The sequence below is a fragment of the Brachybacterium endophyticum genome, assembly GCF_003130585.1.
GTDB classification, from domain to species: domain Bacteria; phylum Actinomycetota; class Actinomycetes; order Actinomycetales; family Dermabacteraceae; genus Brachybacterium; species Brachybacterium endophyticum.
Genome location: NZ_QFKX01000001.1, coordinates 135,659 through 161,665, shown reverse-complemented (window position 1 = coordinate 161,665; position 26,007 = coordinate 135,659). Strand labels below are relative to the sequence as shown.

Below are 26,007 nucleotides of genomic sequence, written 5' to 3'. Positions count from 1 at the left end.
TACCCCCGCTCACACGAGCTCGACCACGGCGTCCTTGTCGTTGAGCACCACGATCGGCGTGATCGTCGGGTGTCCCGCAGCGCGGATCGCCTCCAGGTCGACCTGCAGCAAGGGCGTGCCGGCGACGACACGGTCCCCGGCGGAGGCAAGCGCGGTGAAGCCCTGTCCCTGCATCGCGACGGTGTCCAGGCCGACGTGGATCAGCACCTCCGTGCCGTCGTCGAGGCTGAGGGCGACCGCGTGACCGGTGTCGAAGACGTGCTGGACGGTGCCGGAGGCGGGGGCGAGGATCGCACCGTCGATCGGCTCCACCGCGATACCCGGGCCCATGATCTCCTGCGCGAACGTTTGATCAGGGACGTCGGCGAGCGGCACCCCGGTGCCCTCGACGGGCTGACGCAGGCGCACCAGGTGGGTGGTCCGGGTCGCGGTCGAGGCGCCTCCGCCGGCCTGGGCCGAGGACCCGTCGGCCGTGTCACCGGCCCCGCCGGCTGCAGCGATCTGCGCGTCCGGGTCCGCCACGGGCTTCTGCCGTCCGCTGATCAGATCGTCCATCGCATCCTTCACGAACTGGACGTTCAGGCCGTAGATGACCTGGACAGAGCCGCGCCCTGGCTTCATCGTGCCCGCGGCGCCGGCCTTCTTCAAAGCGGCTTCGTCGATGACGGAGGTGTCGGCGACCTGCATCCGCAGGCGGGTCGCGCAGTTCTCGAGGTCCAGGATGTTCGCGCTCCCGCCGAGGGCCGCGAGGAAGGCGGTGGCCGTGGCGAGGTACTTCGCATCGCCGGAGGCGGAGTCGGCCGACTCGTCGTCCGCGTCCTCGGGGTCGCCGTCCTCGCGTCCGATGGTCTTGAGGTCGAAGCGCCGGATGATGAAGCGGAAGGACAGAAAGTAGACGAGGAACCAGAAGACGCCCATCACGGGCAGCGCCCAGGGGTTCTGGGCCATCGGATTCACCCAGCCCAGGCCGAGGTCGAGCAGGCCGGCGGAGAACCCGAAGCCCATGCGCACCGGCAGCACGGAGGTGACGGCCATCGAGATGCCGGTGAACAGGGCATGGACGACGTAGAGGCCGGGCGCGAGGAACATGAAGGAGAACTCGAGCGGCTCGGTGACGCCCACCAGGAACGAGGCGATCGCGCTCGAGAACAGCACGCCCGCGGCGATCTTGCGCCGGTTGGTCTTGGCGGTCACGAACATCGCGAGGGCGGCTCCGGGCAGGCCGAACATCATGATCGGGAAGAACCCGGCCATGTACTGCCCGGTCTCGCCATAGGTGCCCTGACCGCCCATGAAGTTGTTGAGGTCGTTGATGCCGGCGACGTCGAACCAGAACACCGAGTTCAGCGCGTGGTGCAGCCCGAACGGGATCAGCAGGCGGTTGAGGAATCCGTAGATGCCCACGCCGACGGGCCCCAGGGTCAGGATGAACTCGCCGAACGCGACGAGTCCGGTGTACACCAGCGGCCACACGAAGAAGAGCACCAGGCCGAGCACGAGCGAGACGCCGGCGGTGACGATCGCGACGGACCTCTTGCCGGAGAAGAACGACAGCGCATCGGGCAGCTTGGTGTCCTTGAAACGGTCGTAGGCCCAGGCGCCGATGAGGCCGCACAGGATCCCGACGAACACGTTCTCGGACTGCTCGAAGGCGGGGTTCACCCGGGACACGTCGATCCCCTTGAACAGCGCGACCTTCTCGGGGCTCAGGATCGTGGTGACCGTCAGCCAGGACACGAGTCCGGCGAGCGCCGACGTGCCGTCGGACTTGGTCGCCATGCCGATCGAGACACCGATGGCGAACAGCAGGGCCAGGTTCTCCAGCAATGCGTTGCCGGCAGTGGTGAGGAAGACGCCGGCGACGTTGCTGTCGTCGCCGGTCACGGTGAGGATCCAGTAGCCGACGCCGTAGAGGATCGCGGCGACGGGGAGGACCGCCACGGGCAGCATGAGGGACCTGCCGAGTCGTTGGAGGAACTGCATCGTTGCCTTCGGTGGGAAGCGGGTGCCGCACAGCTCGAAAATGGGCATATCGGCGGCAGAACGGTCAGAATCGGGTCCGATTGTGCAGGATCGAGCGGGTCCGCATCCGCCGCGTGCAGCCCGATCTCTCGCTGACGTGGCCTTCTTTGTCGCCTGAAGCAGCATCGGGTGTCGAGTCTCACCCGCGCCCGGCATCAGCTCCGCCGTGGAGCCCGGATGGCCGTCGCTCGCGGAACGCCCCGCGCCCGCGTGCGCCACACGCCGGACCACCTGCGCACGTTGACCCCCGACCCCTCCGCCCATACGGTGAGCAGAAATCGATTACTCGCACGGGAGCGCTGTGCCCTCGTGCGACCGGGCGGTGTGCGCGCCGGTGCGCCCGCTGCGCCGAGCAGCCGATCGTCGGCTGCCGTCCCTCCCCCGCTCGTCCCCCACACCGCGGTCGATCGACGTCGATCCGCCGCGTGCGCCACCTCTTCCCACCCCCCATCCCTCTCCCCAGGTCACGACGGCATCACCACGTCAAGGAGGACAGATGCACATCGCGAACGACCCTGCCCCGAGCTCCCACGCCGAGGAGTCCCCCGCCGCGCGAACGCCCGCAGCCGAGGGCGCCACGGGCCCTGCCTCGTCGGTCGTCATCTCGTCGGGCGCGTCGGGCCCCGCCCGTCGCCACGTGCTCGCGGGCCTCGCCGCGATCACCGCTCTCGGAGCCGGTGCTGCACAGTCCCGCGGCACCTCCGCCCATGGCGAGACGAGTGGCCCCCGGGGCACCGGCCCGGCCGCACCGACGGGCCCGTCGGCCGAGACCCCGACCACGATCCCTGCGCTGCGATCCTGGAGCGCGGAGGCCGGACGCTTCTCGTGGAAGGGCAGCCTGCTGGTACCCGCCGGGGACGAGGAGCTGCGGGCGATCGCCGAGACCCTCGCCGAGGATCTGGAGGCGCTGACCGGGACCGAGGCCACCATCGGCACCGGCACGGACGCCGTCAGCGGCGCGATCCTGCTGTCCCGGGGCACGGAGTCCGAGCACGGCCCCGAGGCCTACGGCCTGACCGTCGCCGAGGGCGTGAGCATCGAGGCGGCGGAGGCCCACGGCGTCTTCAACGGCACCCGCACCCTGCTGCAGCTGCTGGCCGCGGACGGCGAACACGCCTCGATCCCCCGCGGGAGCGCCGAGGACTGGCCGGACAAGGAGGTGCGCGGCGTGCTCGTGGACAACACCCCGCGCCACTTCTCCCGCTCGTGGTGGACGAACCTCTTCCGGCAGATGAGCTACCTCAAGCTCAACCAGACCAACCTCTACATCGACGGCATGGGGCTGGACGCCGACGAGAGGAAGCAGATCGACGAGCTCGCCGCGCGCTACTTCATCGAGCTCGTGCCGCAGCTGAACATGCCCGGGCACATGGCACAGATCCTGCCCGCCCATCCCGAGTTCCAGCTGGTCAACGCCGACGGCGCGAAGAACCCGGTGGCCCTGGACCTCACCAATGCGAGAGCCGTGGACTGGGCGCTGGACCGGATGGAGGAGCACCTCGAGGAGTTCTCCGCCCCCGAGTGGCACCTGGGCTCCGACGAGTTCCCGGGCTGGCCCGGCACGGGCGCGGACCATCCGCAGCTCGACGAGTACGCCAAGGAGCGCTTCGGGGCGGACGCGACCTTCGCGGACCTGTTCGCCGACTTCCAGAACCAGGCGAACGCGCGGGTGAAGAAGCACGGCAAGAAGATGCTGGTATGGAACGACATGATCCGCGCCTCGAGCGTCGTCACCCTGGATGCCGACGTGACCGTCGAGTACTGGATCCAGCATCCCGACCTGCCCGGCCTGCTCTCCGGCCCGCAGATCGCGGAGCGTGGGAACACCCTGATCAACAGCCACGTCGACTTCATGTACTACGACCAGTCGAAGCGGAACCTCGACCCGCGCGACATCTACGAGACGTTCGACCCGAACCACATCGCCCTCGACGACGCGGTGGACCCGAGCGCCGTGCGCGGGGCACGGATCGCGGTGTGGCTGGCCTGGATCAACACCCCGATGGAGTCCGACCTCGAGGTGCTCAGCAACATCGTGCCCCCGATGCAGGCCCTCTCCCAGGTGCTCTGGGGCTCCCCGAAGCCGGCAGAGAGCTGGAGCGGCTTCGCCGGCGTGCGCGAGAGCGTCGGCGAGGCGCCCGGGCTGACCGCCCTGACGGAGAACACGATCCAGGCCGATCCGGCGATCGCGCACGACGCCGAGGGGCGCCTCGTCACCGCCGCCGTCGACGCCTCCGGGAACCTGCGACTGGCTCGCCAGATCGTCCCGGGGCTCACACGCTACGACGTCACGGTCCTCGCCGAGGACGCCGACGGCTCCCCGCTGCTGGCGACCGACGACGAGGACGCGCTCGTGCTCGCCTCCCGCACGACCGCGGGCGACCTGCTGCTGGGCCTCGAGAAGGCACCGGCCGACGGCCGCCTCGACCTCTCCCGCCCTGCCCTGAAGGCCGACGCCATCGCCCTCAGCGGACGGGTCGCTCTCACGCGCGAGGGCAGTGACCTGCACGCGATCACGATCGGCGACGAGCGCGCCGAGACGATCGCGGAGAACGTCGCGGGAACCCCCTCGGCCGCCTCCGACGGCGAGCGCACCGTCGTCCTCGCGCGCCCCGCGGGCTCGACCGACGACCCGGCGGCCGGCATGGTGCTGGTGCGCGGCGCCGGGACGTCGTGGGAAGCCACCACGGTCGACGGCCCGGTGTTCGCGAGCGACCCGCTCCTGCTCGCCCACGAGGACCAGCTGCGGGTGCTCGCGATCGACGCCGACGGCGGGATGCAGCTCGGCACGCCCGACGGGGACGCTCTGGCCTGGGAGCAGCTCGGCACCGGGGCTGCCGGTGAGCCCGCGGGCGGCGTCGGCCCCGACGGCCGGGTGCATGCCGCCTGGCGCACCCGGGACGGATCGCTGATGCACGCGGACGTCACCGACGGAGCGGCCGAGCCGACGACGGCGACCACCGACGCGATCGGGGATCCGACCCTGGGGTTCGCGAAGGACGGCGGCGTGCGCCTGCTGGTGCGCACCGGTCGCTGCACCCTGCGGGTCGCCGCCCTGTCGGGCTCGACGTGGGAGACCGCGGAGCTCGCCGAGTCGACCGTCGGCCGCGCCCCGATCACCTGGGACTCCCCCGGCCGGCCCGCCTACGTCACGGCGACCTCCTACGGCGACCTGCAGACGGGCACCCAGTGGGGGAAGATCGGTGACTGGGGACGGGACTTCGTGATCGGCACGATCAGCACGCCGTCCGACGACCTGCTGCCGAGCGCCCTGAAGAGCACGCAGCTCAGCGACTCCTTCGCGAAGGACACCAGCAGCCGCATCACGGTGCTGACGCCCGACGGATCGAAGCCCGCACCCGAGCCGCAGGTCGGCGGGGGTCGTCTCGCCGTCAGCGGCGACAGCGCCTTCTTCACCCTGCTCACCTGGGACCAGATGCTGGATGCCGGGGAGATGAGCATCGAGGTCGAGGTCGACGAGCTGCTGGACGAGGCGGCGGAGGAGAACTCGCTCCTGGTCGGTGTCGCGCGCGACGAGAAGACCTACGCGCTGCTGCGGTACGACGCGGCCGAGCAGCGGATCGGCTTCGAGGTCGTCGCCGACGGCGAGCTCATGTCCGACGGGGCCGGCGGCTCGGTGCCGGTCGTGCTCGATGCGGGCGATCGCCTGGCGATGACCGTGAGCGGCACCTGGATGGCCGCGGCCGTCCAGCACCAGGGCATCTGGAGTCGCGTCCACGCCGGCGTTCTCAACGCGCCGGTGGACATGACCGACGAGACCGTGCGGGCGGACTACCGGGTCGCGGCCGGACTGCGCGGTGACGCGGGCACGCTCGCGATCGGGGAGCTGGTGGCCCGGACGCGGTGAGGCGAGCGGGCGGGTCGACCTCGACCGGCGGGAGCGCGCACGCGTACCCTCGCTCCCGGGTCCCACCGCGACCTCGATCCGCCGCCTTCGCCCGGACTCGTCTGCCCCGCTCCCCGGAGGTCCTCATGTCCTCGCCGTCTCCGTCGGCCGTCTCCGACCTGCTTCCCGCCGATGCAATCGCCCTCGAGGTCGACGCCGAGGACTGGCGCGCGGCGATCCGCGCGGCGGGCGCCCTGCTCGCGGAGACCGGCATCGCGGGCGCGAGCTACACCGACGCGATGATCGGCACCGTCGACGAGCACGGCCCGTACATCGTGATCACCCCGGGGTTCGCGCTGGCCCACGCCCGGCCTGACGCCTCGGTGCAGCGCACCGGCATGTCCTTCGTGCGCCTCGCCCGTCCCGTCGCCTTCGGCCACGAGTCCAACGACCCGGTGAGCATCGTGATGGGCCTCGCCGCCGCCGACGACTCCGCCCACCAGCAGGCCCTCGCCGCCCTCGCCGGCGCCCTCGCGGATCCGGACCGCCGCTCCGCCCTGGACACCGCCGCCTCGGCCGACGAGGTGCTCGCGGCGCTCGGCGGGACGCATCCCGGGGACGGGGCGTCGAGCGGACCGGAAACCGCGCCGACGACCTCCGGGCCTCCCACTGCGTCGGCCGGAGGGGCAGCCGCTGCCTCGGCCGCTGCGGCCGCTGCCGAACCCGCCGACACCGGCGACGCGGTCCCGTCGAAGAACCTGATCCTCACCGTGTGCGGGAACGGGCTGGGCACGAGCCTGTTCCTGAAGAACACCGCCGAGCAGGTCCTGGATCGCTGGGGGTGGTCGCCCTACCTCTCGGTCGAGGCGACCGACACGATCTCCGCGAAGGGCCGCGCGAAGGAAGCCGACGTCCTGCTCACCTCGGGCGCGATCGCGCAGACCCTCGGCGACGTGGGCGTGCCCGTCGAGGTGATCGAGAACTTCACCTCGCAGACCGAGATCGACGCCGCGCTGCGTCGGCTCTACGCGGTCTGACCTGCCCTTCCCCACCACCCACGCACGGAGACCGTCATGAACGTCCTGCTCGCGATCGCCCAGTTCCTCGTCAACGAGATCCTGAGCGTGCCCGCGTTCCTCATCGGCATCATCACCGCCATCGGCCTGATCGCCCTGCGCAAGAGTGTCGGGCAGATCGCCGGCGGCGCCATCAAGGCGATCCTCGGCTTCCTGCTGATCGGTGCCGGTGCCACCCTCGTGACCGTCTCCCTCACCCCGCTCGGCACCATGATCCAGGGCGCGCTCGGCGCGCAGGGCGTGGTGCCCACGAACGAGGCGATCGCCGGGATCGCCCAGGAGAAGTTCGGCGCCCAGGTGTCGTGGCTGATGATCCTGGGCTTCGTGGTCGCGATCCTGCTGGCGCGCTTCACACCGCTGCGCTACGTGTTCCTCACAGGCCACCACCTGCTGTTCATGGCCACCCTGATCACGATCGTGATGGCCTCGGCGGGCATGCCCGCGCCGGTGGTGGTGACCCTGGGCGCCGCCCTGCTGGGCGTGCTGATGGTCTCCATGCCCGCGCTCGCCCAGCCCTGGACGCGACGCATCTCCGGTGACGAGTCGATCGCGATCGGCCACTTCGGCAGTGCCGGGTACATCGCCGCAGGTGCCGTCGGCCGGCTCGTGGACCCCAAGGGGAAGAGCCGCTCGACCGAGGACATCGCGGTGCCCGAGTCCCTGCGCTTCCTGCGCGACTCGATGGTCGCGACCGCCCTGTCGATGGTGCTGATGTACGTGGTCGTCGCGGTGATCTACCTGGTCCGTGCCGGGCAGGAGACCGCCTTCACCGCCTTCGACGGCGGTGCGACGAACGTGGGCAACTACCTCATGCAGTCGGTGACCCAGGGCCTGCAGTTCGGCATCGCCGTCGCGGTGATCCTGTTCGGCGTGCGCACGATCCTCGGCGAGCTCGTTCCCGCCTTCCAGGGCATCGCCGCGAAGGTCGTCCCCGGCGCGGTGCCGGCGCTGGACGCCCCGATCGTCTTCCCCTACGCCCAGAACGCCGTGCTCATCGGCTTCCTCTCCAGCTTCGTGGGCGGCCTGGTGGGCCTGCTGCTGCTGGGCACCGTGTTCGGGCCGCTGTTCGGGCTCGCGCTGATCCTGCCGGGCCTCGTCCCCCACTTCTTCACCGGCGGCGCCGCCGGCGTCTACGGCAACGCGACCGGCGGGCGCCGCGGCGCGATCGCGGGCGCCTTCGTCAACGGCCTGCTGGTGACCTTCCTGCCCGCCCTGCTGCTCAAGGTGCTCGGCACCTTCGGCTCGGCGAACACCACCTTCGGCGACACCGATTTCGGCTGGTTCGGCATCCTGATCGGCTACGGCGCCCGTCCCGGCGTGCTGCTGGGATCGGTGCTGCTGGCGGTGATCGGCCTGGTGATCCTGGGCGCCGCGATCCTCGTGCAGAAGCGCGTCGTGGACGGCGGCTGGGACCCGGCCCCGGCGCGTGCGAGCGTGACGGGCGTCGAGGGCGGGGACGCGAGCGAGCCCGTCGCCGCGGCAACGGGCACCGCGGGCCGGTACCCGCGGATCGCACCGCCCGCCGGTGCGCCGACCCCTCCCCCGCCGCCGGAGGCCTGAGGCCTGCTCGACATCGGGGCATCACGGGGGCGACGCCTCCGACACACCGTCACCTGGGTCACGTAACCTGGCCATATCTCATAGATGAGATACGCTCCGAGACATGTCGACCACGGAACAGATGATCGAGGACGAGCGCCGCGCTGGAGGCGACCAGGCCTACCGCGAGCAGATCGGAACGCTCATCCGCGACGCCCGCCTGCACTCCGGACTCACCCAGTCCCAGCTCGCCACGGAGCTCTCCACCAGCCAGAGCGCAGTGAACCGGATCGAGAAGGGCCAGCAGAACCTGACGCTGGACACCCTCGCCAAGATCGGCTCCGCACTGGATTCGGGGATCGTCGGCATCGGCACGGCCGGCCCCTCACACCTGCGGGTCCAGGGCGGCACCACCCTGAGCGGCGCGATCGACGTGAAGACCTCGAAGAACGCCGGCGTCGCCCTGCTGTGCGCCTCGCTGCTGAACCGCGGCACCACCGTGCTGCGCCGGGTCGCCCGCATCGAGGAGGTCAACCGCCTGCTCGAGGTGCTCACCTCCATCGGTGTGCGCACCCGCTGGCTGAACGAGAACAACGACCTCGAGATCGTCGTGCCCGAGCAGCTCGATCTCGCCTCCATCGACGCCGGCGCGGCCCGCCGCACGCGCAGCATCATCATGTTCCTGGGCCCGCTCATGCACCGCTCGGCGGACTTCCAGCTGCCCTACGCGGGCGGCTGCGACCTGGGCACCCGCACCGTCGAGCCCCACATGACCGCGCTGCGTCCCTTCGGTCTCGAGGTGGTCGCGACCGAGGGCCACTACCAGGCCACCGCGACGCCCGGCTCCGGACCGCGCAAGCCGATCGTGCTCACCGAGCGCGGTGACACCGTCACCGAGAACGCCCTGATGGCCGCCGCCCAGTACGAGGGCGAGACGATCATCCGCAACGCCAGCCCGAACTACATGGTCCAGGACCTGTGCTTCTTCCTCGAGAAGCTGGGCGTGCGGATCGAGGGTATCGGCACCACGACCCTGCGCGTGCACGGCGTCGCGGACATCCGCGCCGACGTCGACTACGCCCCCAGCGAGGACCCGATCGAGGCGATGAGCCTGATCGCCGCCGCCATCGTCACCAAGTCCTCGATCACCGTGCGGCGCGTGCCGATCGAGTTCATGGAGATCGAGCTCGCGGTCCTGGAGGACATGGGGTTCACCTACGACCTCTCCGAGGAGTACCTCGCGGCCAACGACAAGACCCGCCTGGTGGACATCACCACGCACGTCTCGCAGCTGCGGGCTCCGATCGACAAGATCCACCCCATGCCCTTCCCGGGGCTGAACATCGACAACCTGCCGTTCTTCGCGGTCATCGCGGCGACGGCCGAGGGACGCACCCAGCTGCACGACTGGGTGTACGAGAACCGGGCGATCTACCTGACCGACCTCAACAAGCTGGGCGCGCGCGTGCAGCTGATGGACCCCCACCGCGTGCTCATCGACGGGCCGACGCACTGGAGCGGCGCCGAGCTGGTCTGCCCGCCGGCGCTGCGCCCTGCCGTGGTGATCCTGCTGGCGATGCTCGCGGCGAAGGGCACCTCGGTGCTGCGCAACGTCTACGTCATCAACCGCGGCTACGAGGACCTGGCCCAGCGCCTGAACGCCCTAGGTGCGCGGATCGAGACGTTCCGCGACATCTGAGTGGCTCCCCCTCGCCCCACTGACTGCCGCATCGTCCGGATCGGTTGCGTCGAGCAGCCGACCCGTGTGTGATGGCAGCAGGCCGCCGTGGGGAGCGCGCCGCACCAGCGGTGCACTGCGCGGCCGCGGACAGCGTCGGCATCGGCGCCGGCACTGCATGACGGAGGGGGAACTCCATGCACCGCAACCTGCGATTTTTCGCCGCTTCATCCGTGTTCGTGCTCGGCCTGGCCGCGTGCGGAGCGGGCTCCGAGGGGGATCCACCGTCGGCGGCCGAGTCGGCGGCCGAGGGCGAGAAGGCCGCCGAGCAGGTCGTCGACAGCCAGCCGGACGAGAGCAGTGACGACGCCGAGGACGGCAAGGACACCAAGGGCTCGGACGGGTCCGGCCCCTCGGACGGCTCCGGCCCCTCGGACGAGTCGAAGAGCAGTGCCGGCGAGAAGGGCGTGGATCCCGATCCCGGTCCGCCGGACCAGGGGGACACGGCGCTCTCCAACCTGTGGCCCGATGAGACCTGGAGCATCGAGAACCTGGACGAGGACCTGTGCGAGATGGGCGGGAAGACCCGTTCCCCGTACGCCTCGGACCCGGACATGTTCATGTGCGGGCCGACGGCCGCCGGCGTCGAGGCCTGCGATCTCACCGAAGGCACCGAGGTCCTGTGCATCACGGATCCTCTCGACCACAAGGCCGTGCGCTTCGACTCCCCGACCGCGGCGGAGCAGGGCGACGTGGATCCGGGGGACGGCGACCTGCTGCCGCTGTTCGTCGCTCTGGACGACGGCAGCGTCGACGGGGTCACCTGCGCAACGGTCTCCCACGACCAGGAGGAGCACTGGCACGGCAAGTACAGCTGGTACCGGTGCACCGACGGCTCCGAGCTGCTGACCGACGACCTCATCGAGGAGACCTTCGACCGCAGCGACGAGGGCTGGACCGTGCAGCGCTCCGTCCACAAGGGAAAGCCCGAGACCGTCCCCGTCATGGATGCGGTGTTCGCGGGCAAGGACTGACCCGATCCCGCCTGACCGCCTTCGGGCCGGTGTGCGGCGCCTCGGGGATCTTGGTCCCCGAGGCGCTCCGGCACGGCCTCAGGGGATCATCCACCCCAGCACCGGCGTGGACTGCAGGAACACGATCAGGCACATGAGCACCAGGAAGATGATCGACCAGGGCAGCACGCGCCGCAGGATCTCGCCCTCCTTGCCCGCCAGCCCGACGGCCGCCGCAGCGATCGCGAGGTTCTGCGGGGAGATCATCTTGCCGAGCACGCCGCCGGAGGAGTTCGCCGACGCCGTCAGCAGCGGTTCGATGCCGGCCTGCTGACCGGCGGAGGTCTGCAGGGCCCCGAACAGCGAGTTCGCCGACGTGTCGGAGCCGGTGACGGCCACGCCGATCCAGCCCAGGATCGGCGAGAGCAGGGCGAACAGGCCGCCGGAGGCCGCCAGCCAGGTGCCCAGGGTCGAGGTCTGCCCGGAGGCATTCATGACGTACGCGAGGGAGAGCACCGCCATCACGGTGACGATCGCCGCGGCGAGCTGCACGTAGGTGCCGGTGTAGGCCTTCCACGCGCGGCGGGGCGAGATGCCGATGACCGGGATCGAGATCAGACCCGCGATCACCAGCCAGGTCCCGGCCGAAGCGGGTACGTCCAGCTTGAACGTCGGGATGGTGGAGGGCTCGCCGGCGGCGTCCAGGAGGTGGAGGCCGGGCCACTGGAACGAGGGGTTCAGCGCCTCATGCGCGATCAGGTCCTTGATGCCGGGCAGCTGGGTGATCACGAACAGCGCCACGATGATCCCGTAGGGCGCGTAGGCGCGGACCACGTCGCCGGTGGTGTCGTGGGCGGTGCGGTCGGCCTCGGCCATCTCCTCGGGGGTCCGCACGCCGCTCTCGGAGACCTGCGACGTCCCGGCCTCGTCGTCGGCGTCGGGCCTCGGCACGTACGCGTGGCGCGGCTGCCACACGCGCAGCAGGAGGACCACGGCGAGGGCGGCGACGAGCGCCGCGACGATGTCCGTGAGCTGGGCCGAGATGAAGTTCGAGGTGACGAACTGGGCGAGCGAGAACACGATGCCGCAGGTGAGGGTGGCGGGGAGGGTCTGCAGGACCCCCTTCTTCCCGTCCAGGATCAGCACCAGGATCACCGGCACGATGACGGCGAGCAGCGGGGTCTGGCGGCCGACCATGGAGGAGAGCAGGTGCTCGTCCTGGCCGCTGACCTTGGCGAGCGTGGTGATCGGAACGGCGAGGGCGCCGAAGGCGACCGGGGCGGTGTTCGCGACCAGCGCGACCACGGCCGCCTTGAGGGGCTTGATGCCGATCGCCAGCAGCATGACACTCGTGATCGCGACGGGGGTGCCGAAGCCCGCGAGGGCCTCGAGCAGGGCGCCGAAGCAGAAGGCGATGATGACGGCCTGGATGCGCCGGTCGCTGCTGACCTTCGCGAAGGAGCGTCGGAGCACGTCGAAGTGCCCGGTCACGACGGTCATGTTGTAGACCCAGATCGCGTTGATGACGACCCACAGGATCGGGAAGAACCCGAACGCGGCACCCTCGGTGCCGGCCAGGAGCGCCTGACCGACGGGCATCCGGTAGACCGCGACGGCCACGATCAGTGCGAGGGCGAGCGCGATCAGGCCCGCCTTCCAGGCGGTCAGGCGCACCGCGCCGATCAGGACGAACAGGACGACCAGGGGCAGCATCGCCACCAGGGACGTGAGCAGCAGGGAGCCGCCCAGGGAGTCGAGCACCGGCTGGTACATGGGACCTCACTCGCGAGATGTCGGGGGACTCCGTCGACCGCGAGGCCGAACCGTGGCGGTTCCGCGCGAGGTCTGCGCGAGACGAGCTCATCGTCGACGGTGACGGTGGGCCGGACCGGTCCAGTGGTCTGACCACAGAACGGCACGCTAGGGTGGCGCAGAGCACTTGTCAAAGACGCGAAGGGAGCTCCGCCATGACCTCGATGTCCGTACCGGATGGCACCGAGCTCCCCGAGCGCCCGTCGGCCGATGCCTGGCGCCCGGTGCACCGCAGCCGCGCCTACGAGCTCGTGGTGGAGCGGATCGAGGAGCAGATCGCCACCGGGGCGCTCACAGTGGGCGACACGCTGCCCGCCGAGCGTGAGCTCTCCGAACGCCTCCAGGTCAGTCGCGCCGCGGTGCGCGAGGCGATCCGGTCGCTCGAGGCCCAGGGGGCGGTGCGGTCCTCCGTGGGCTCTCGGCCGACTGCAGGGACGCAGGTCGTCGCGATGACCAGCGATGCGCTGACCCGACTGCTGCGCCTGCACGTGGCGCTGTCGAACTTCCCGTTGGCCGACGTCGTCGAGGCGCGCATCATGCTCGAGCGATCGAGCGCGACCCTGGCCGCGCAGAACGCCGCCGAGCGGGACCTGACCTCGCTGCGCGAGCTCCTGGACCGGATGGATGACCCGACGATCGACCAGGCCACCTTCAACGACCTGGACACGGCCTTCCACGTCGCCCTCGCCGAGTCGGGCCACAACCGGCTCGTCACCGACATGACCATCGCGATCCGTGAGTCCATGAAGGCGCCGATCCTGCAGGCCTTCGGCACCCTGGAGGACTCCGCCGCGCTGATCGAGCGACTGCGCGGGGAGCATCGCGAGATCTTCGAGGCGATCGCCGAGGGCTCCGCGCAGCGCGCCTCCGAGCGCATCGAGGCGCACATCCGCGGCGCGCACGCGAGCCTGTGGGGTGGCGACTCCCCCTCGGACGACGCCCCTCAGTCGGGGTCCGCGGTCGCCTCGTAGGCGGCGAGCGCGTCGCGCCGGGAGGCGGCGAGGTCCACGATCGGCTCGAGGCGCTCCTCCTCGAATCCGGAGAGCTCGGGAACCCAGCGCCGCACGTACGAGCAGTCGGGATCGAAGCGTTCGCGCTGGCGCTCGGGGTTGAAGATGCGGAAGTAGGGCGCGGCGTCGTCCCCGCTGCCGGCGACCCACTGCCAGTTGAACGGATTCGAGGCCTCGTCGGCGTCCACCAGGGTGTCCCAGAACCATTCCTCACCGCGTCGCCAGTGCTGACGCAGGTTCTTGGTCAGGAACGATCCGACGACGAGCCGGACCCGGTTGTGCATGAACCCGGTCTCCCACAGCTCACGCATGCCCGCATCGACGAGAGGGATACCGGTGCGTCCGTGCTGCCACGCCCGCAGTTCCTGGGAGTCCTCACGCCAGTCGAGGGTGTCGAAGCGCGAGCGGATGTTGTTCGTGGCCAGGGTCGGGACGTGGAACAGGCGGTGCCAGGCGAAGTCCCGCCACAGCAGCTGGCGTCGGAACGCCTGCGCCCCCTTACCTTGCACACCCCTGCCCTGTCCGCCCGTGCGTCGCACGTCCGCATGAGGACCGCGCCCGAGACTGCGGTGCCAGACCTCGCGCACCGAGATCTCGCCGAATCGCAGGTGGGGTGAGAGACGCGAGGTGCCCTCGCGGTCGGGCCGGTCCTGTTCGCTGTCGTAGCGGGAGAGGACGTCCGAGAGCTCGTCGAGCCTGCTGCGGGCGCCGTCCTCCCCCGGCGTCCAGGTATCGCGCAGCCCTCCCGCCCAATCCGGGTGGCTCGGCTCCCACCCGCGCTCGGCGAGGCGGTGCGCGAAGTCCTCGGCGCGCAGCCAGGTGCGGACCTCGTGGCCTGCGGCGCGGACACCGGCAGCGGGACCTTCGAGCCCGTCGGGCACCCCGCGCGGTCGCTGCGGGGTGGGCGCCTCCTCGCAGGCGCGGGCGAAGGGGGTGAAGACGCGGTAGTCCGAGCCCTGCCCGGTGCGGATGGTCCACGGCTCGTGCAGCAGGTGGCCGGGATGGCTCTCGGCGTCGATGCCGTTCTCCCGCAGCGCGGTCTTCACCTCGGCATCGACCGCGCGATGCGGGGCGTGGTACCGCCGCTGCCAGTGCACGGCGCCGGCCGCGCTCTCCGCCACCAGCGCCGGGAGCACCTGGCGGGGGTCACCGTCAGCCAGGACCAGCGGGATCCCGTGCTCCCGCAGGCGGGACGCGAGGGCGCTCAGCGACTGGTGGAGCCACCAGCGCGTGGCCCCGCCCGGACGCCGGGCGCCGGGCACCGACTCGTCGATGTGGAGTGCGATCACCGGGCCGGCGTCGGCCGCTGCCGTCAGGGCGGCGTTGTCGTGAAGACGCAGGTCGTCGCGGATCCACCAGATGCTGGTCATGCGCTCACCGGTGTCTCCCGACGCCCCGCCGCGCCCGCTCCGTGCTCAGAGTTCCGTGGTCGCGCTGGAGCCACCGGGCTTCTGGCCGGTCAGTCGCGCCTTGGTGATCTTCGCCAGCGCGCTCGCCCTGCCACCCGGAAGTCCCCAGAACTGTGCGGAGTCGCTGGTGACGCGGATCAGACCGACATTCGGGTCCTCCTTGCCGTGCTCGAAGTAGGCGCCGGCCTCGTCGTCCCAGAGCTCGTCGATCTTCGCGCGGTCGTCGACGAACTCGACGCGACCGGCGACCGAGAGCCAGGTGCCCGCCTTGGCGACGGCGATGTTGACGTGGGGGTTGCCGTGGAGCGCGTCGGCCTGGTCGCCCTGCAGGCCGACGAAGAACCAGACGTCGGCGTCGTCGGTGACCTCCTGGGCGGTCATCGGGTGGGACAGCAGGGTGCCGTCGGCCCGGGCGGTGGTCAGCATGACGAAGCGGCTTTCGCGCAGCGTGTCGACGACGGTGTCCTGGCTGAGGTCCTCGGTGGTCATGGTGTCTCCTTCGTGTCGGTTCGGATCGGAGGGGCGGCACGGCCTGGAGGCTTCGCCGCGGGTGTTCCGATCAGTCCTGTCGTTCCAGTGTGCTCTCGTGGTGCGCGGCCTGCTTGCCCGTCGAGGTCGACTCGACGATGCAGACCGGGTCGTCGTGGCTGGCCCGGTAGACGTGACCCTGGAAGGTGAGGTCGGCGGTGTGGCGCGAGACGATCGTGCCGGCGGTCATGCCCTGGCTCGTCCTCCACGCCACGCGGTATCCCTTCCGCATGGTCGCCTCCTTCTCGAGCGGTGCTAGGTGCTGCAGGGCCTGTGGTCTGCGCGGTCAGCGCCGGTGGCGTTCGATGATGCGCCAGTACTCGTCCGGATCGATGTCCTGGAGGTTGTCCGTCGCGCTGCGGGAGGACACCTCGTCAGCGACGGCGGCGACGTCGAACGCCTCCACCTGCTCGTCGTGCCGTTCAAGCGTGCTGACGATGACGAGCTCGAGCGCCTCACGATCCATGGGTTCCTCCCCTGTCCGATGCCCTGTCGGCCGATCGTGGTGCCGTGGTGGCACGCACTGTTCGGTTGGGTAACTGTTAGACAGGCTATGCGTTGATGGGGCGTGCGTGCAAATGCGGCGAAGGGGCCGCGATCCCGGCCGATGGACCCCCGTCGCCCTCCGAGTCCAGGTCACGGTAGGTTCGATGACTCCCGGCGCCATCGACCGCCGCCGGCATCTCGCGCACTCCCCGACGATGAGGAACCTCGTGCACGCACCAGCCGTCTTCACCAACGCACACCATTTGGACGTCGCCACCGGTGACTGGCGAACCGCCGACCTCCACACCAGCGAGGGCCGATTCTCCGCGCTCCATGACAGCGCCGGTGCAGATGCCGGCACGACCCGAGTGCGCACCGGCGCTGACGATTCCACCGAGACCGTCGACCTCGCCGACTACTACGTCATCCCCGGGCTCATCGACTGCCACGTCCACGTCTATGCCATGAGCGCGAACCTCGCCGAGGTGGAGACCGAGGCGTCGTCCTACGCCGCAATGCAGGCCGCACGCCTGATGGGCGACATGCTGGATCGCGGCTTCACCACGGTCCGTGACACCGGCGGCGCCGACCACGGGCTCGCACGAGCCCAGGCCGAAGGGCTGTTGCGCGGACCGCGCCTGTTCTTCGGCGGCAAGGCGCTCTCGCAGACCGGCGGCCACGGCGACAGTCGGCGGCCCGGCCAGCACGTGGCCCCGTCACCGTCCTGCTGCTCAGGCCTCGGCATGGTCGCCGACGGCGCCGACGCCGTGCGTCAGGCGGCGCGCGACCAGCTCCGCACCGGCGCCGACCACGTGAAGATCATGGCGGGTGGAGGCGTCGCCTCCCCCACCGACCGCGTGGACTCGATCCAGTACTCGATCGCCGAGATGCGCGCGGCCGTCGAGGAGGCGCGGGACGCGAATCGTTACGTCGCCGCCCACGCCTACACGCCCGGCGCGATCTCCCGCGCCCTCGAGGCCGGCGTCCGCTCGATCGAGCACGCGAACCTCATCGACCGGGAGACGGCACGGAAGATCCGCGACGCGGACGCGTTCGTCACCATGAACCTCGTGACCTACTGGGCGCTCAAGGAGCTCGGCGCGCAGGCAGGGCTGCCCGAGGCCAGTCAGCGAAAGGTCGACGACGTCCTCGAGGCTGGTGAGAACGCACTGCGCATCGCCGACGAGGAGGATCTCCAGCTGTGCTTCGGCACTGACCTCCTAGGGTCCATGCAGGCCCATCAGTCCAAGGAGTTCGAGATCCGGGCCCGCCACCAGGAGCCGTTGGCGATCCTGAAGGCGGCGACCCTCACCGCGGCGAAGCTGCTGCGCCGGGAGGGCGAGCTGGGTGTGATCGGAGAGGGCGCCCAGGCGGACTTCGTGGTGCTGGATCGTGACCCGCTGCAGGACATCACGGCTCTGTCGGAGCCCGATCCCGTCATGGTCGTCCAGGGCGGACGGATCGTCTCGCGCCGCAACGCGAACTGACCGCACCTCACCGGAAACCCCACCGGAGCAGCCCCCATGAACATCACCCACATCGCGGTCCTGATCTGCTACATCATCGTGATGATCGCCGTCGGAGCCTGGTTCGGGCGACCCCGAGAGACCGCCTCCGGGGAGGACTTCGTCCTCGCGGGCCGCTCCCTCCCCGCACCCGTGCTCGGCGGTACCATGCTCGCGACCTTCGTCGGCTCGGGGTCCATCATCGGCGCCGCGAACTTCGCCTACACCTACGGGCTGCTGCCGGGGCTCCTCTTCTTCTCCGGGACCATCACCGGATCACTGATCCTGGTGTTCCTCGCACGCAGGGTGCGGGAACTCGCCGGCCACACGATCCCCGAGCTGTTCGACCAGCGGTACGGCAAGGCCGTGCGCATCGCCGGAACCGTGATGATCCTGATCGCCTTCATCGGGATCACCGCCTACCAGTTCACCGGCGCCGGGTACATCATCAGCCTCATCACCCCGCTGAGCGAACAGTCCGGGGCCGTCGTGGCCGCTGCGCTGATCACCTTCCTCGCGCTCACGGGCGGACTGAAGTCCGTGGCCTGGACCGACTTCCTCTCGGCCCTGATGATCGTGCTGGCACTCTGGGTCGCCGTGTTCTTCGTGGTCGGCGTCGACCTCGGAGCGTCCGCCTCACAGGTGACCAGCGTCGGCACGGATGCCGGAGTGCTGGGCGGGCTCAGTGCGCTGCAGATGCTCGGCTTCGCGCTCCCCGCCTTCGTCCTGCTGCTGGGCGACCAGAACATGTACCAGCGCCTGGCGGCGGCGAAGAGCCCCCGGGCCGCTCTCCAAGGCGCGGTGATCTTCATCCTCGGCGCGATCGTCATGATCGTGCCGATCGCCGTGCTCGCAGTGGCGAGCGCAATCCTGCAGCCCGACATCGAGCCAGACATGGCCGTGCTCTCCCTGGCCGACGCCGGTCTCACACCGGGAGTCGTCGGTGGCGCGCTGCTCGCGGGCGCGTTCGCCCTGATCGTGACGACAGGGTCGTCCTACCTGCTCACCTGCTCGGCCAACGTCCTCCACGACCTCGTCGGACAGCTGCGTCGACCGCAGGCACGGTCGGAACGCCAGGACCTGTGGATCGGGCGCGTCGCTGTGCTGGTCATCGCGGCGCTCGGGTTCGTGATGGTGAGCTTCTTCCCGAGCGTGCTCGCGTTGCAGATGTACGCGTACACGATGTACGGGGCGACGATCACCCCGGTGCTGCTCGCCGGCCTGTTCTGGAGGAGGGCAACGGCCGCGGGCGCCCTCAGCGCCATGGCGGTCGGCGCCGTCGCGACGATCTTCTGGGAGGTCACCGGACGCTCGGCCGATCTGAACTCGGTGATCATCGCGCTGCCGTTGTCGGTCCTTGCGCTGGTCGTGGTGTCGATGGTGACGTCCGGGGGCAGGAACGAGCGGTCCTCCGCTTCTGGTAGGGCAGCGAGGGCTGCCGGCGCCAGTTCGTCTCACTGAACTGCACCCGAGCACCGTCCACTGTTCCTGCCACCGCGTGCGTCCTTGCGAGGGCGCGTCGTCTCCACGACCCCGAGCGCGTGCTCTTCGGCAGCGACTTCCCCTATGCGCCGGCCCCCGCCGCGGGGATGTTCACCAAGGCCCTCGATGAAGCCAGCGGTCTCACCGACCAGCAGCTGAGCGCCATCAACTCCGGCAACGCCCGGCGCCTGTTCCGGAACGAGCGGTGACGGGGGCCACCCGCCTCCTCTGACCTGAGGGCCACGCAGGGTCATCCCGCGCACGGTCCGTGCCGCGTCAGGACACATGCCGACACACTCCGACGCGCTGCGCCGCGATCCGCGGACAATCGGAACCATGCCCCCGACGACGGACCCTGACTCTCCCCTGCCCGGAAACGGCCGCGACACCACCGGCGCGCCGGCCACGAGCCTGCGCGTGTCCACCGCGGCCGACGTCCATCGGATCCTCTCCGACCTCGGCTCGCGCAGCCCGAAGGCGACCGCGGTGATCCTGCTGGCGCTCGGCGGGATCTTCATGGACGCCTACGACTTCTCCTCGATCGCCTTCGGCATGCCCGCGATCACGGAGCAGTTCGGTCTGACCGGCTTCATGACCGGGCTGGTCAACGCCTCGATCATGATCGGCGCGGTGGTCGGCGCACTCTCCGGCGGGTACCTCGTGGACCGCTTCGGCCGCTACCGGCTGTTCATGGCCGACATGGTCTTCTTCGTCGTCGCGGCGCTGGGCAGCGCGCTCGCCCCGGAGGCGTGGTCGCTGATCGGCTTCCGCTTCGTGATGGGCATCGGCGTCGGCCTGGACATCCCGGTCGCAATGGCCTTCCTCGCGGAGTTCTCCCGCCTGCGCGGCAAGGGCAACCGCTCCGAGCGCGTGAACTCGTGGTCGCCGGCCTGGTACTTCGCGACCGGCACCGGGTACGTGATCGTCCTGATCTGCTTCCTGCTGCTGCCGATGGACCAGCAGGACCATCTGTGGCGGATCGTCGTCGGCTTCGGGGCGGTCCCCGCGGTGATCGTGCTGCTGGTGCGCCGCCGCTACATGGCAGAGTCCCCGCAGTGGCTCGCCGACCAGGGCGACCTGCGCGGCGCCGTCGACGTGCTGCGCAGCCACTACTCGATCGACGCCGAGCTCGTGCCGTCCCCGGAGGACCAGGAGTCACGGTCCTCGGCCCGCACGCGCCTGTCCACGGTGCTCGAGCTGTTCGCCCCGCGCTACCGGCTGCGCACGATCTCGGCCCTGTGCGTCTCCGTGTTCTCCACCTTCGGGTACAACGCCGTCGCCTACGGGACCCCGCTGATCATCACCACCCTGTTCCACCAGGGCCCGCTGGTGACGATCGTGTCCTCGCTCGTCATCAACCTGGGCTTCGGCCTCGCCGGAGGCCTGCTGGGCATGGGCGTGGTCAGCCGCTTCGGCTCCCGCAAGGTCACCCTGGTGGGCTTCACGATCCAGGCCGCAGCCCTGTTCACCCTCGCCGCGATCGGCGTCCCCAGCAGCGCGCTCGTGCTCGTGGCCGTCGCCATGCTCGCCGCCTTCATCTTCGCCCAGGCCGGCGGGCCCGGCGCGAACCTCATGAACTTCGCGACGCTCTCCTACCCGACGCGCCTGCGCGGCATCGGCGTGGGCTTCAACCAGGGCACGCTGCGCGCCTTCTCGGTGCTCTCCCTGCTGGGCTTCCCGATCCTGGCGTCCTCGCTCGGCACGGGCGTGTTCTGGATCGTCGCCTGCGCTCCGCTGCTGGGCGCGATCTCGCTGCTGCTGAACCCGTGGGACCCCACTGGCAAGGACGTGGACGGCGAGGACCTCGGCGGCACGACGACGTCGGGAACCACGCACGTGGAGGCCGCACCTGCTCGCTGAGCCGGTCCCGGCAGGCCCGATCAGCGGTTGGTGTACCCGCCGTCGAGGGGCAGGCAGACACCGGTGATCATCGCGGCGTCGTCCCCGAGCAGGAACACGAGCGGTCCCGCGATGTCGGCCTCGATCGCCCGTCGGTGCAGGGGCATCTGGTCGACGTAAGGTCCCTCGATCTCCGGCCGCCCCAGTACCAGGCCGACATCTCCGTCATCACCACGGTCGGGTTGATCGCGTTCACGCGGATCCCGCGCTCGCCGAGCTCCAGAGCAGAGACCCTCGTGATTGTTGTCCATCGCCGCCTTGGAGGAGCCGTAGGCGATGTGCCCACGTAGACCCACCGGTCTCGCCTGGCTGGAGACGTAAACGATCGCTCCCCCACGTCCCTGGGCGATCATGCGTCGCGCAGCGTGCTTGGTCATCAGCAGAGCGCTGTACGCATTGGTGTGCATGACCTGGTCGAGCCCATCCAACGCCTTCTCGACCTGCCCCTCCTCGGCGACGTCGAAGGCGAGCGTGCGCGCACCGGTCTCCCGGGCGAGGGCGTCGAGCTTCTCCTGGTCGCGGCCGGCGGCGATGACGTCGGCACCCTCGGTGCGAAGGCGGGCGACGGTCGCTCCCCCGATGCCCCCCGCTGGCTCCGGTCATCAGGATCGTGCGTCCCTCGAGACTGCTCATGGACGGGCCCCCTCGAATTCCTGCGCCCTCCTGGCGAGGGTGCGATGAAATGCGGACACCCTAGACACGCCACGACTCCGGTGTCGGAGGCAGCGGACACCCTGGAACCCGAGCTCGGCACCCGGACCGCGCTGCATGAGAGCATCGGCCCCGGCCCAGCGCCGATCCCCGGCATCCGTGCCCCACCCCGGGACCACACGACCGGTGCCGGTGCCCACGCGAAGCAGACGCGCGAGCGGCCCTGACCGCACCGGATCCTCCACCGGCGTCGGTGCCCATTGGGTCGTGCACAGCGCGCGGACCCGGGCGCGGGCGCCGCATAGGCTGGAACCCATGCATGAACTCCCCGTCGAGGACGCTCCCGGAGCCGCTCCACCCGTCGCCGCAGCTCCGTCGGCCCTGGAGCCCACACCGGCCGGCAGCTCCCGCGCCCTCGAGGTGCTCTCACGCGTCTTCGGCTACGACTCCTTCCGCGGGGAGCAGGCGCAGATCATCGACCACGTGGTCGACGGCGGCGACGCCGTGGTGCTCATGCCCACGGGCGGCGGCAAGTCCCTGTGCTACCAGATCCCCGCGATGCTCCGGGAGGGCACCGGGATCGTCATCTCCCCGCTGATCGCGCTGATGGCGGACCAGGTCGCCGCGCTCGAGGCCAACGGGATCCGGGCGGCGTTCCTGAACTCCAGTCTCGAACCGCACGAGGCGCAGGCGGTCGAGCAGCAGCTCCTCGCGGGCGAGCTCGACCTGCTCTACATGGCCCCCGAGCGCCTGGTCCTGCATCGCACCGCCCAGCTGCTGCAGCGCGCGCGGATCGCCCTGTTCGCGATCGACGAGGCCCACTGCGTGGCCCAGTGGGGTCATGACTTCCGCCCCGACTACCTGGGGCTCTCGGTGCTCGCCGAGACCTTCCCATCGGTCCCCCGGATCGCGCTGACGGCGACCGCGACCCGCGAGACGCACAGCGAGATCACCGAGAACCTGCGCCTGGACCACGCCCGGCACTTCGTCTCGAGCTTCGACCGGCCGAACATCCAGTACCGCATCGACCCCAAGGCGGCCGCCCGCGACCAGCTGCTGCGGCTGATCCGCACCGAGCACCCCGGCGAGGCGGGGATCGTCTACTGCCTCTCGCGGCGGGGCGTCGAGCAGACCGCGAGCTGGCTCGTCGATCACGGCGTGGCAGCCCTGCCCTACCACGCGGGTCTCGACTCGGCCGTGCGCCATGAGCACCAGGAGCGCTTCCTGCGCGAGGACGGACTGGTCATCGTCGCCACGATCGCCTTCGGCATGGGCATCGACAAGCCCGACGTCCGCTTCGTCGCCCACCTGGACCTCCCCAAGTCGATCGAGGGCTACTACCAGGAGACCGGCCGTGCGGGTCGCGACGGCCAGCCCTCCACCGCCTGGATGGCCTACGGGCTCGGCGACGTGGTCAACCAGCGCCGCTTCATCGACCAGAGCGAGGGCGGCGAGCAGTTCAAGCGCAACGCCCGCTCCCACCTGGACGCGATGCTGGCGCTGTGCGAGACGGTCAGCTGCCGGCGCGTGCAGCTGCTGCGCTACTTCGGGCAGGAGTCCGAGGCGTGCGGGAACTGCGACATCTGCCTGACCCCGCCGACCACCTGGGATGCGACCGTGCCCGCGCAGAAGCTGCTCTCGGCGCTGATCCGCCTGGACCGCGAACGCGACCAGCAGTTCGGCTCCGGGCAGGTGATCGACGTGCTGCGGGGGAAGGACAACGAGCGCTCCTCCCAGTCACGCCACCACGAGCTGAGCGTCTGGGGCATCGGCGAGGACCTCTCGGAGCGCGAGTGGCGCACCGTCCTGCGTCAGCTGATCGCCCGCCGGATCGTCGAGGCCGTCGGCGAGTACGGCGTGCTCGTGCCCGGGGAGGACGCGGGCCCCGTGCTGCGCAGCGAGGTGACCGTGGAGCTCGCCGTGGACCGCGCTCCCGCGAAGGCGCCGCGCTCCTCGCGCGGGCGTTCGGGCGGGCCCTCGCGCGCCGCGGCCTCGCTCGAGCCGGCGCAGCAGGAGGTCTTCGAGAAGCTGCGGGGGTGGCGCAGCTCGATCGCCAAGGAGAAGCAGATCGCCCCGTACATGGTGTTCTCCGACGCGACCCTGGTCGGGATCATCGAGCAGCGGCCGACGAGCGTCGAGCAGCTGGGCGGTGTCAGCGGGGTGGGCGCGAAGAAGCTCGCGGAGTACGGGGAGGACGTCCTCGAGGTGCTCGCCGAGGCGTGAGGCACGATGTCCCGAGGCCTGCCCCCTGAGGCCTGAGGCCGGAGGCCTGGGGACGGAGCGGGCTCTCAGCCGGCGGGTCCTCCCGTCGGCGACCACGGGGCGCTTCCCAGCTGCTGCATCCTCCCTTCGAGCACGGCCGTGTCACCGGGTCCGCCCCTGCGCTGCAGGGCGGTGCGGAATGGGGCCGCGGCCTCGTCGTCGCGGCCCGCGCGCTGCAGCAGCTCACCGCGGATGACATGGAAGTGCCGGTGGGCATCGAGGGTCTCGGCGAGCGGCTCGAGGGCGGCGAGAGCCGCGAGCGGGCCCTCGAGCTCGGCGAGCGCCACGGCCCTGCCCAACCGCACGATCGCGGTGGGCCAGTGCACCAGGAGCACGTCGTACAGCTCGAGGACCTCCGCCCAGTCCACCTCCTGCGACTCGTCGGGGACGGCGACCGCCGCGGCGATCGCTCCCTGCAGCAGGTAGGGACCGCGCCCGCCGCGGGCGAGCCCGTCCAGCACGAGCGCGTCGGCCCGGTCCAGCAGGTCGCGGTCCCAGCGAGAGCGGTCCTGCTCGGCCAGGGCCACCGGCCTGCGTGCCGCGTCGAACCGGGTCGACTCCCGTGCCCGCTGGGCGAGGGCCTGGGCGAGCAGACCATGGATCTCCGTGTGCCCGGGGAGCAGGCGATGCAGGGTCTCGAGGATGCGTACCGCCGCGTCCGAGGCGGGAGCCCCCTCCCCGGGTTCGCCGTTGGGGTCGCCACCGGTGGCGAGCAGCACGGAGAGCACGTCCAGGACGTCGACGACCCGGGCGTCGATCTCCCCGGGGCCCGGCACCCGGCACGGGATCCGGCTCACCCGGATGCGTTTCTTCGCGCGCGTGAGACGCGCGGCCATCGTGCTCTCGCTGACCAGGAACGCCGCGGCGATGTCGGCCGTGGGCACGCCGCGCACCAGGCGCAGCGTCAGCGCGATCCGCGACTCGGGGGCGAGAGCGGGGTGCGCCGCCAGGAAGATCAGCCGCAGCTGCTCGTCGAGCACGACGGGGTGCTCCTCGTCCTGGATCCTGGCGTCGGCCTCGCCCTCGACCCCCGCCCCGGTCCGGGCGCCGGTGCCGCCGCCTGCGCCCGGGGCGGTGTCCTCGGACCAGATCAGCAGCGGGAGCTTGCGCTGGAGGGTCTCGCTGCGGCGCATCGTGTCCAGGGCGCGCCGACGCGCCACGGTCGCGAGCCACCCCCCGGGGTTCGCTGGAACGCCCTCGTCGGCCCATGAGGTCAGCGCGTGCGAGAAGGCCTCCTGGGCAGAGTCCTCGGCGAGGTCGAGGTCCCGGGTGAGGGCGAGCGTGGAGGCGAGCACCGATCCCCAGTGCGCACGGTGGGCGGCCTCGACGCTGCTGCGTGTCGAGGCCGCCCGCTCGTGCTCCGACGGATGCACGTACTCCCGTCGGCTCCGGTCAGGACCCGGCACAGCCCTGGGTCCCCGGGTCGTCATCGCTCGCCATCGGCCGCACCTCGACGCCGCCGCCCTGGTGGATGATCGGGTTGCGCCGGGCGACGGCGAGCGCGGCGTCGAGATCAGGCACGTCGATCACGTAGAAGCCCACGATCACCTCGTTGACCTCGACGAACGGCCCGTCGACGACGGTGTCGGCGCGGATCGAGGTGGTCGCGTCGTGGTCCTCCAGCGGTGACCCGAAGATCATCACCCCCTCCTCCACGAGCTCCTTGCCATGCGCATCGTGCTCGGCCATCAGTGCCTCGAGCTTCTCGGGGTCGGTCTCGCGCTGATCCGCCGGGTGGTACAGGAAAACGGTGTAGCGGGCCATCAGATCCTCCTTCGTCAGAGGCGG

20 protein-coding genes are annotated in these 26,007 nt (G+C 70.7%); 11 read left to right on the top strand and 9 right to left on the bottom strand.

What is annotated here, in order from left to right:
* Positions 1-9: 9 nt before the first annotated feature.
* Entirely contained in the window at positions 10-2,031 is a 2,022-nt protein-coding gene (gene nagE, locus DEO23_RS00715) for an N-acetylglucosamine-specific PTS transporter subunit IIBC (protein WP_240613144.1), read from the bottom strand.
* 487 nt (positions 2,032-2,518) lie between these two features.
* Here nagE and DEO23_RS00710 point away from each other — a divergent pair, with 487 nt between their 5' ends.
* From DEO23_RS00710 to DEO23_RS00690, 5 genes are all read left to right on the top strand, one after another.
* Positions 2,519-5,890: a glycoside hydrolase family 20 zincin-like fold domain-containing protein gene (locus tag DEO23_RS00710; protein WP_109274101.1), complete on the top strand. Its 3,372-nt coding sequence runs from the start codon at positions 2,519-2,521 to the stop codon at positions 5,888-5,890.
* A 125-nt stretch (positions 5,891-6,015) separates the two neighbouring features.
* Positions 6,016-6,906 (top strand): PTS sugar transporter subunit IIAB, encoded by an 891-nt coding sequence (locus DEO23_RS00705; RefSeq protein WP_109274100.1) that lies wholly within the window; start codon positions 6,016-6,018, stop codon positions 6,904-6,906.
* Positions 6,907-6,942: 36 nt separating this feature from the next.
* Positions 6,943-8,505: a PTS ascorbate transporter subunit IIC gene (locus tag DEO23_RS00700; RefSeq protein WP_109274099.1), complete on the top strand. Its 1,563-nt coding sequence runs from the start codon at positions 6,943-6,945 to the stop codon at positions 8,503-8,505.
* A 121-nt stretch (positions 8,506-8,626) separates the two neighbouring features.
* Complete coding sequence (locus DEO23_RS00695; protein ID WP_109274765.1) at positions 8,627-10,183, top strand: helix-turn-helix domain-containing protein; 1,557 nt, start codon at positions 8,627-8,629, stop codon at positions 10,181-10,183.
* Between the two features lie 176 nt (positions 10,184-10,359).
* Positions 10,360-11,196 carry a hypothetical protein gene (locus DEO23_RS00690; protein WP_109274098.1) on the top strand — a complete coding sequence of 279 codons (837 nt, stop codon included), beginning with the start codon at positions 10,360-10,362 and terminating at the stop codon, positions 11,194-11,196.
* A 78-nt stretch (positions 11,197-11,274) separates the two neighbouring features.
* Here DEO23_RS00690 and DEO23_RS00685 read toward each other — a convergent pair whose 3' ends face one another.
* Positions 11,275-12,948 (bottom strand): L-lactate permease, encoded by a 1,674-nt coding sequence (locus tag DEO23_RS00685; protein ID WP_109274097.1) that lies wholly within the window; start codon positions 12,946-12,948, stop codon positions 11,275-11,277.
* A 194-nt stretch (positions 12,949-13,142) separates the two neighbouring features.
* Between DEO23_RS00685 and DEO23_RS00680 the strand changes: the two genes are divergently transcribed.
* Complete coding sequence (locus tag DEO23_RS00680; protein ID WP_240613143.1) at positions 13,143-13,958, top strand: FadR/GntR family transcriptional regulator; 816 nt, start codon at positions 13,143-13,145, stop codon at positions 13,956-13,958.
* Here DEO23_RS00680 and DEO23_RS00675 read toward each other — a convergent pair.
* The 4 genes from DEO23_RS00675 to DEO23_RS00660 form a co-directional block, all read right to left on the bottom strand.
* Positions 13,931-15,367 carry a cryptochrome/photolyase family protein gene (locus DEO23_RS00675; protein ID WP_109274096.1) on the bottom strand — a complete coding sequence of 479 codons (1,437 nt, stop codon included), beginning with the start codon at positions 15,365-15,367 and terminating at the stop codon, positions 13,931-13,933. The two genes, DEO23_RS00680 and DEO23_RS00675, sit on opposite strands and share 28 nt — an antisense overlap.
* A gap of 45 nt (positions 15,368-15,412) precedes the next feature.
* A complete protein-coding gene (locus tag DEO23_RS00670) occupies positions 15,413-15,895 on the bottom strand; it encodes a pyridoxamine 5'-phosphate oxidase family protein (protein ID WP_109274095.1) in 483 nt (160 codons plus the stop codon).
* Positions 15,896-15,965: 70 nt separating this feature from the next.
* Positions 15,966-16,166 carry a hypervirulence associated TUDOR domain-containing protein gene (locus DEO23_RS00665; RefSeq protein ID WP_109274094.1) on the bottom strand — a complete coding sequence of 67 codons (201 nt, stop codon included), beginning with the start codon at positions 16,164-16,166 and terminating at the stop codon, positions 15,966-15,968.
* 54 nt (positions 16,167-16,220) lie between these two features.
* Entirely contained in the window at positions 16,221-16,400 is a 180-nt protein-coding gene (locus DEO23_RS00660; protein WP_109274093.1) for a hypothetical protein, read from the bottom strand.
* A gap of 247 nt (positions 16,401-16,647) precedes the next feature.
* Between DEO23_RS00660 and DEO23_RS00655 the strand changes: the two genes are divergently transcribed.
* The 4 genes from DEO23_RS00655 to DEO23_RS00640 all read left to right on the top strand — a co-directional run bounded on the left by DEO23_RS00655 (position 16,648) and on the right by DEO23_RS00640 (position 21,267).
* On the top strand, positions 16,648-17,907 hold the full coding sequence (locus DEO23_RS00655) for a metal-dependent hydrolase family protein (protein WP_240613141.1): 1,260 nt from the start codon (positions 16,648-16,650) through the stop codon (positions 17,905-17,907).
* A 36-nt stretch (positions 17,908-17,943) separates the two neighbouring features.
* Positions 17,944-19,386, top strand: coding sequence for a sodium:solute symporter family protein (locus DEO23_RS00650; RefSeq protein WP_109274092.1), 1,443 nt, complete (start codon positions 17,944-17,946; stop codon positions 19,384-19,386).
* Positions 19,383-19,616: an amidohydrolase family protein gene (locus tag DEO23_RS00645; RefSeq protein WP_109274091.1), complete on the top strand. Its 234-nt coding sequence runs from the start codon at positions 19,383-19,385 to the stop codon at positions 19,614-19,616. Before DEO23_RS00650 ends, DEO23_RS00645 begins: the two co-directional genes overlap by 4 nt.
* A gap of 127 nt (positions 19,617-19,743) precedes the next feature.
* Positions 19,744-21,267 (top strand): MFS transporter, encoded by a 1,524-nt coding sequence (locus DEO23_RS00640; protein ID WP_109274762.1) that lies wholly within the window; start codon positions 19,744-19,746, stop codon positions 21,265-21,267.
* A 20-nt stretch (positions 21,268-21,287) separates the two neighbouring features.
* Here the strand turns inward: DEO23_RS00640 and DEO23_RS16660 are convergent, their stop codons facing one another.
* On the bottom strand, positions 21,288-21,887 hold the full coding sequence (locus tag DEO23_RS16660) for an SDR family oxidoreductase (RefSeq protein ID WP_276309437.1): 600 nt from the start codon (positions 21,885-21,887) through the stop codon (positions 21,288-21,290).
* A 385-nt stretch (positions 21,888-22,272) separates the two neighbouring features.
* Here DEO23_RS16660 and recQ point away from each other — a divergent pair, with 385 nt between their 5' ends.
* Positions 22,273-24,180 carry a DNA helicase RecQ gene (recQ, locus tag DEO23_RS00630; RefSeq protein ID WP_109274090.1) on the top strand — a complete coding sequence of 636 codons (1,908 nt, stop codon included), beginning with the start codon at positions 22,273-22,275 and terminating at the stop codon, positions 24,178-24,180.
* 65 nt (positions 24,181-24,245) lie between these two features.
* On the opposite strand, the gene DEO23_RS16475 is transcribed toward recQ, so the two are convergent.
* Positions 24,246-25,592, bottom strand: coding sequence for an RNA polymerase sigma factor (locus DEO23_RS16475; RefSeq protein WP_165831678.1), 1,347 nt, complete (start codon positions 25,590-25,592; stop codon positions 24,246-24,248).
* Between the two features lie 19 nt (positions 25,593-25,611).
* Positions 25,612-25,983: a YciI family protein gene (locus DEO23_RS00620; RefSeq protein ID WP_109274088.1), complete on the bottom strand. Its 372-nt coding sequence runs from the start codon at positions 25,981-25,983 to the stop codon at positions 25,612-25,614.
* Between the last annotated feature and the right edge of the window lie 24 nt (positions 25,984-26,007).

Bases quoted from the DNA above. Each gene is read 5' to 3' on its own strand.
- DEO23_RS00660 (WP_109274093.1), bottom strand. From the start codon at position 16,400: ATGGATCGTGAGGCGCTCGAGCTCGTCATCGTCAGCACGCTTGAACGG.
- DEO23_RS00680 (WP_240613143.1), top strand. From the start codon at position 13,143: ATGACCTCGATGTCCGTACCGGATGGCACCGAGCTCCCCGAGCGCCCG.
- DEO23_RS00670 (WP_109274095.1), bottom strand. From the start codon at position 15,895: ATGACCACCGAGGACCTCAGCCAGGACACCGTCGTCGACACGCTGCGC.
- DEO23_RS00620 (WP_109274088.1), bottom strand. From the start codon at position 25,983: ATGGCCCGCTACACCGTTTTCCTGTACCACCCGGCGGATCAGCGCGAG.
- DEO23_RS00650 (WP_109274092.1), top strand. From the start codon at position 17,944: ATGAACATCACCCACATCGCGGTCCTGATCTGCTACATCATCGTGATG.
- DEO23_RS00690 (WP_109274098.1), top strand. From the start codon at position 10,360: ATGCACCGCAACCTGCGATTTTTCGCCGCTTCATCCGTGTTCGTGCTC.
- DEO23_RS00705 (WP_109274100.1), top strand. From the start codon at position 6,016: ATGTCCTCGCCGTCTCCGTCGGCCGTCTCCGACCTGCTTCCCGCCGAT.
- recQ (WP_109274090.1), top strand. From the start codon at position 22,273: ATGCATGAACTCCCCGTCGAGGACGCTCCCGGAGCCGCTCCACCCGTC.
- DEO23_RS00640 (WP_109274762.1), top strand. From the start codon at position 19,744: ATGCCCCCGACGACGGACCCTGACTCTCCCCTGCCCGGAAACGGCCGC.
- DEO23_RS00675 (WP_109274096.1), bottom strand. From the start codon at position 15,367: ATGACCAGCATCTGGTGGATCCGCGACGACCTGCGTCTTCACGACAAC.
- DEO23_RS00685 (WP_109274097.1), bottom strand. From the start codon at position 12,948: ATGTACCAGCCGGTGCTCGACTCCCTGGGCGGCTCCCTGCTGCTCACG.
- DEO23_RS00710 (WP_109274101.1), top strand. From the start codon at position 2,519: ATGCACATCGCGAACGACCCTGCCCCGAGCTCCCACGCCGAGGAGTCC.
- DEO23_RS00695 (WP_109274765.1), top strand. From the start codon at position 8,627: ATGATCGAGGACGAGCGCCGCGCTGGAGGCGACCAGGCCTACCGCGAG.
- nagE (WP_240613144.1), bottom strand. From the start codon at position 2,031: ATGCCCATTTTCGAGCTGTGCGGCACCCGCTTCCCACCGAAGGCAACG.
- DEO23_RS00700 (WP_109274099.1), top strand. From the start codon at position 6,943: ATGAACGTCCTGCTCGCGATCGCCCAGTTCCTCGTCAACGAGATCCTG.
- DEO23_RS00665 (WP_109274094.1), bottom strand. From the start codon at position 16,166: ATGCGGAAGGGATACCGCGTGGCGTGGAGGACGAGCCAGGGCATGACC.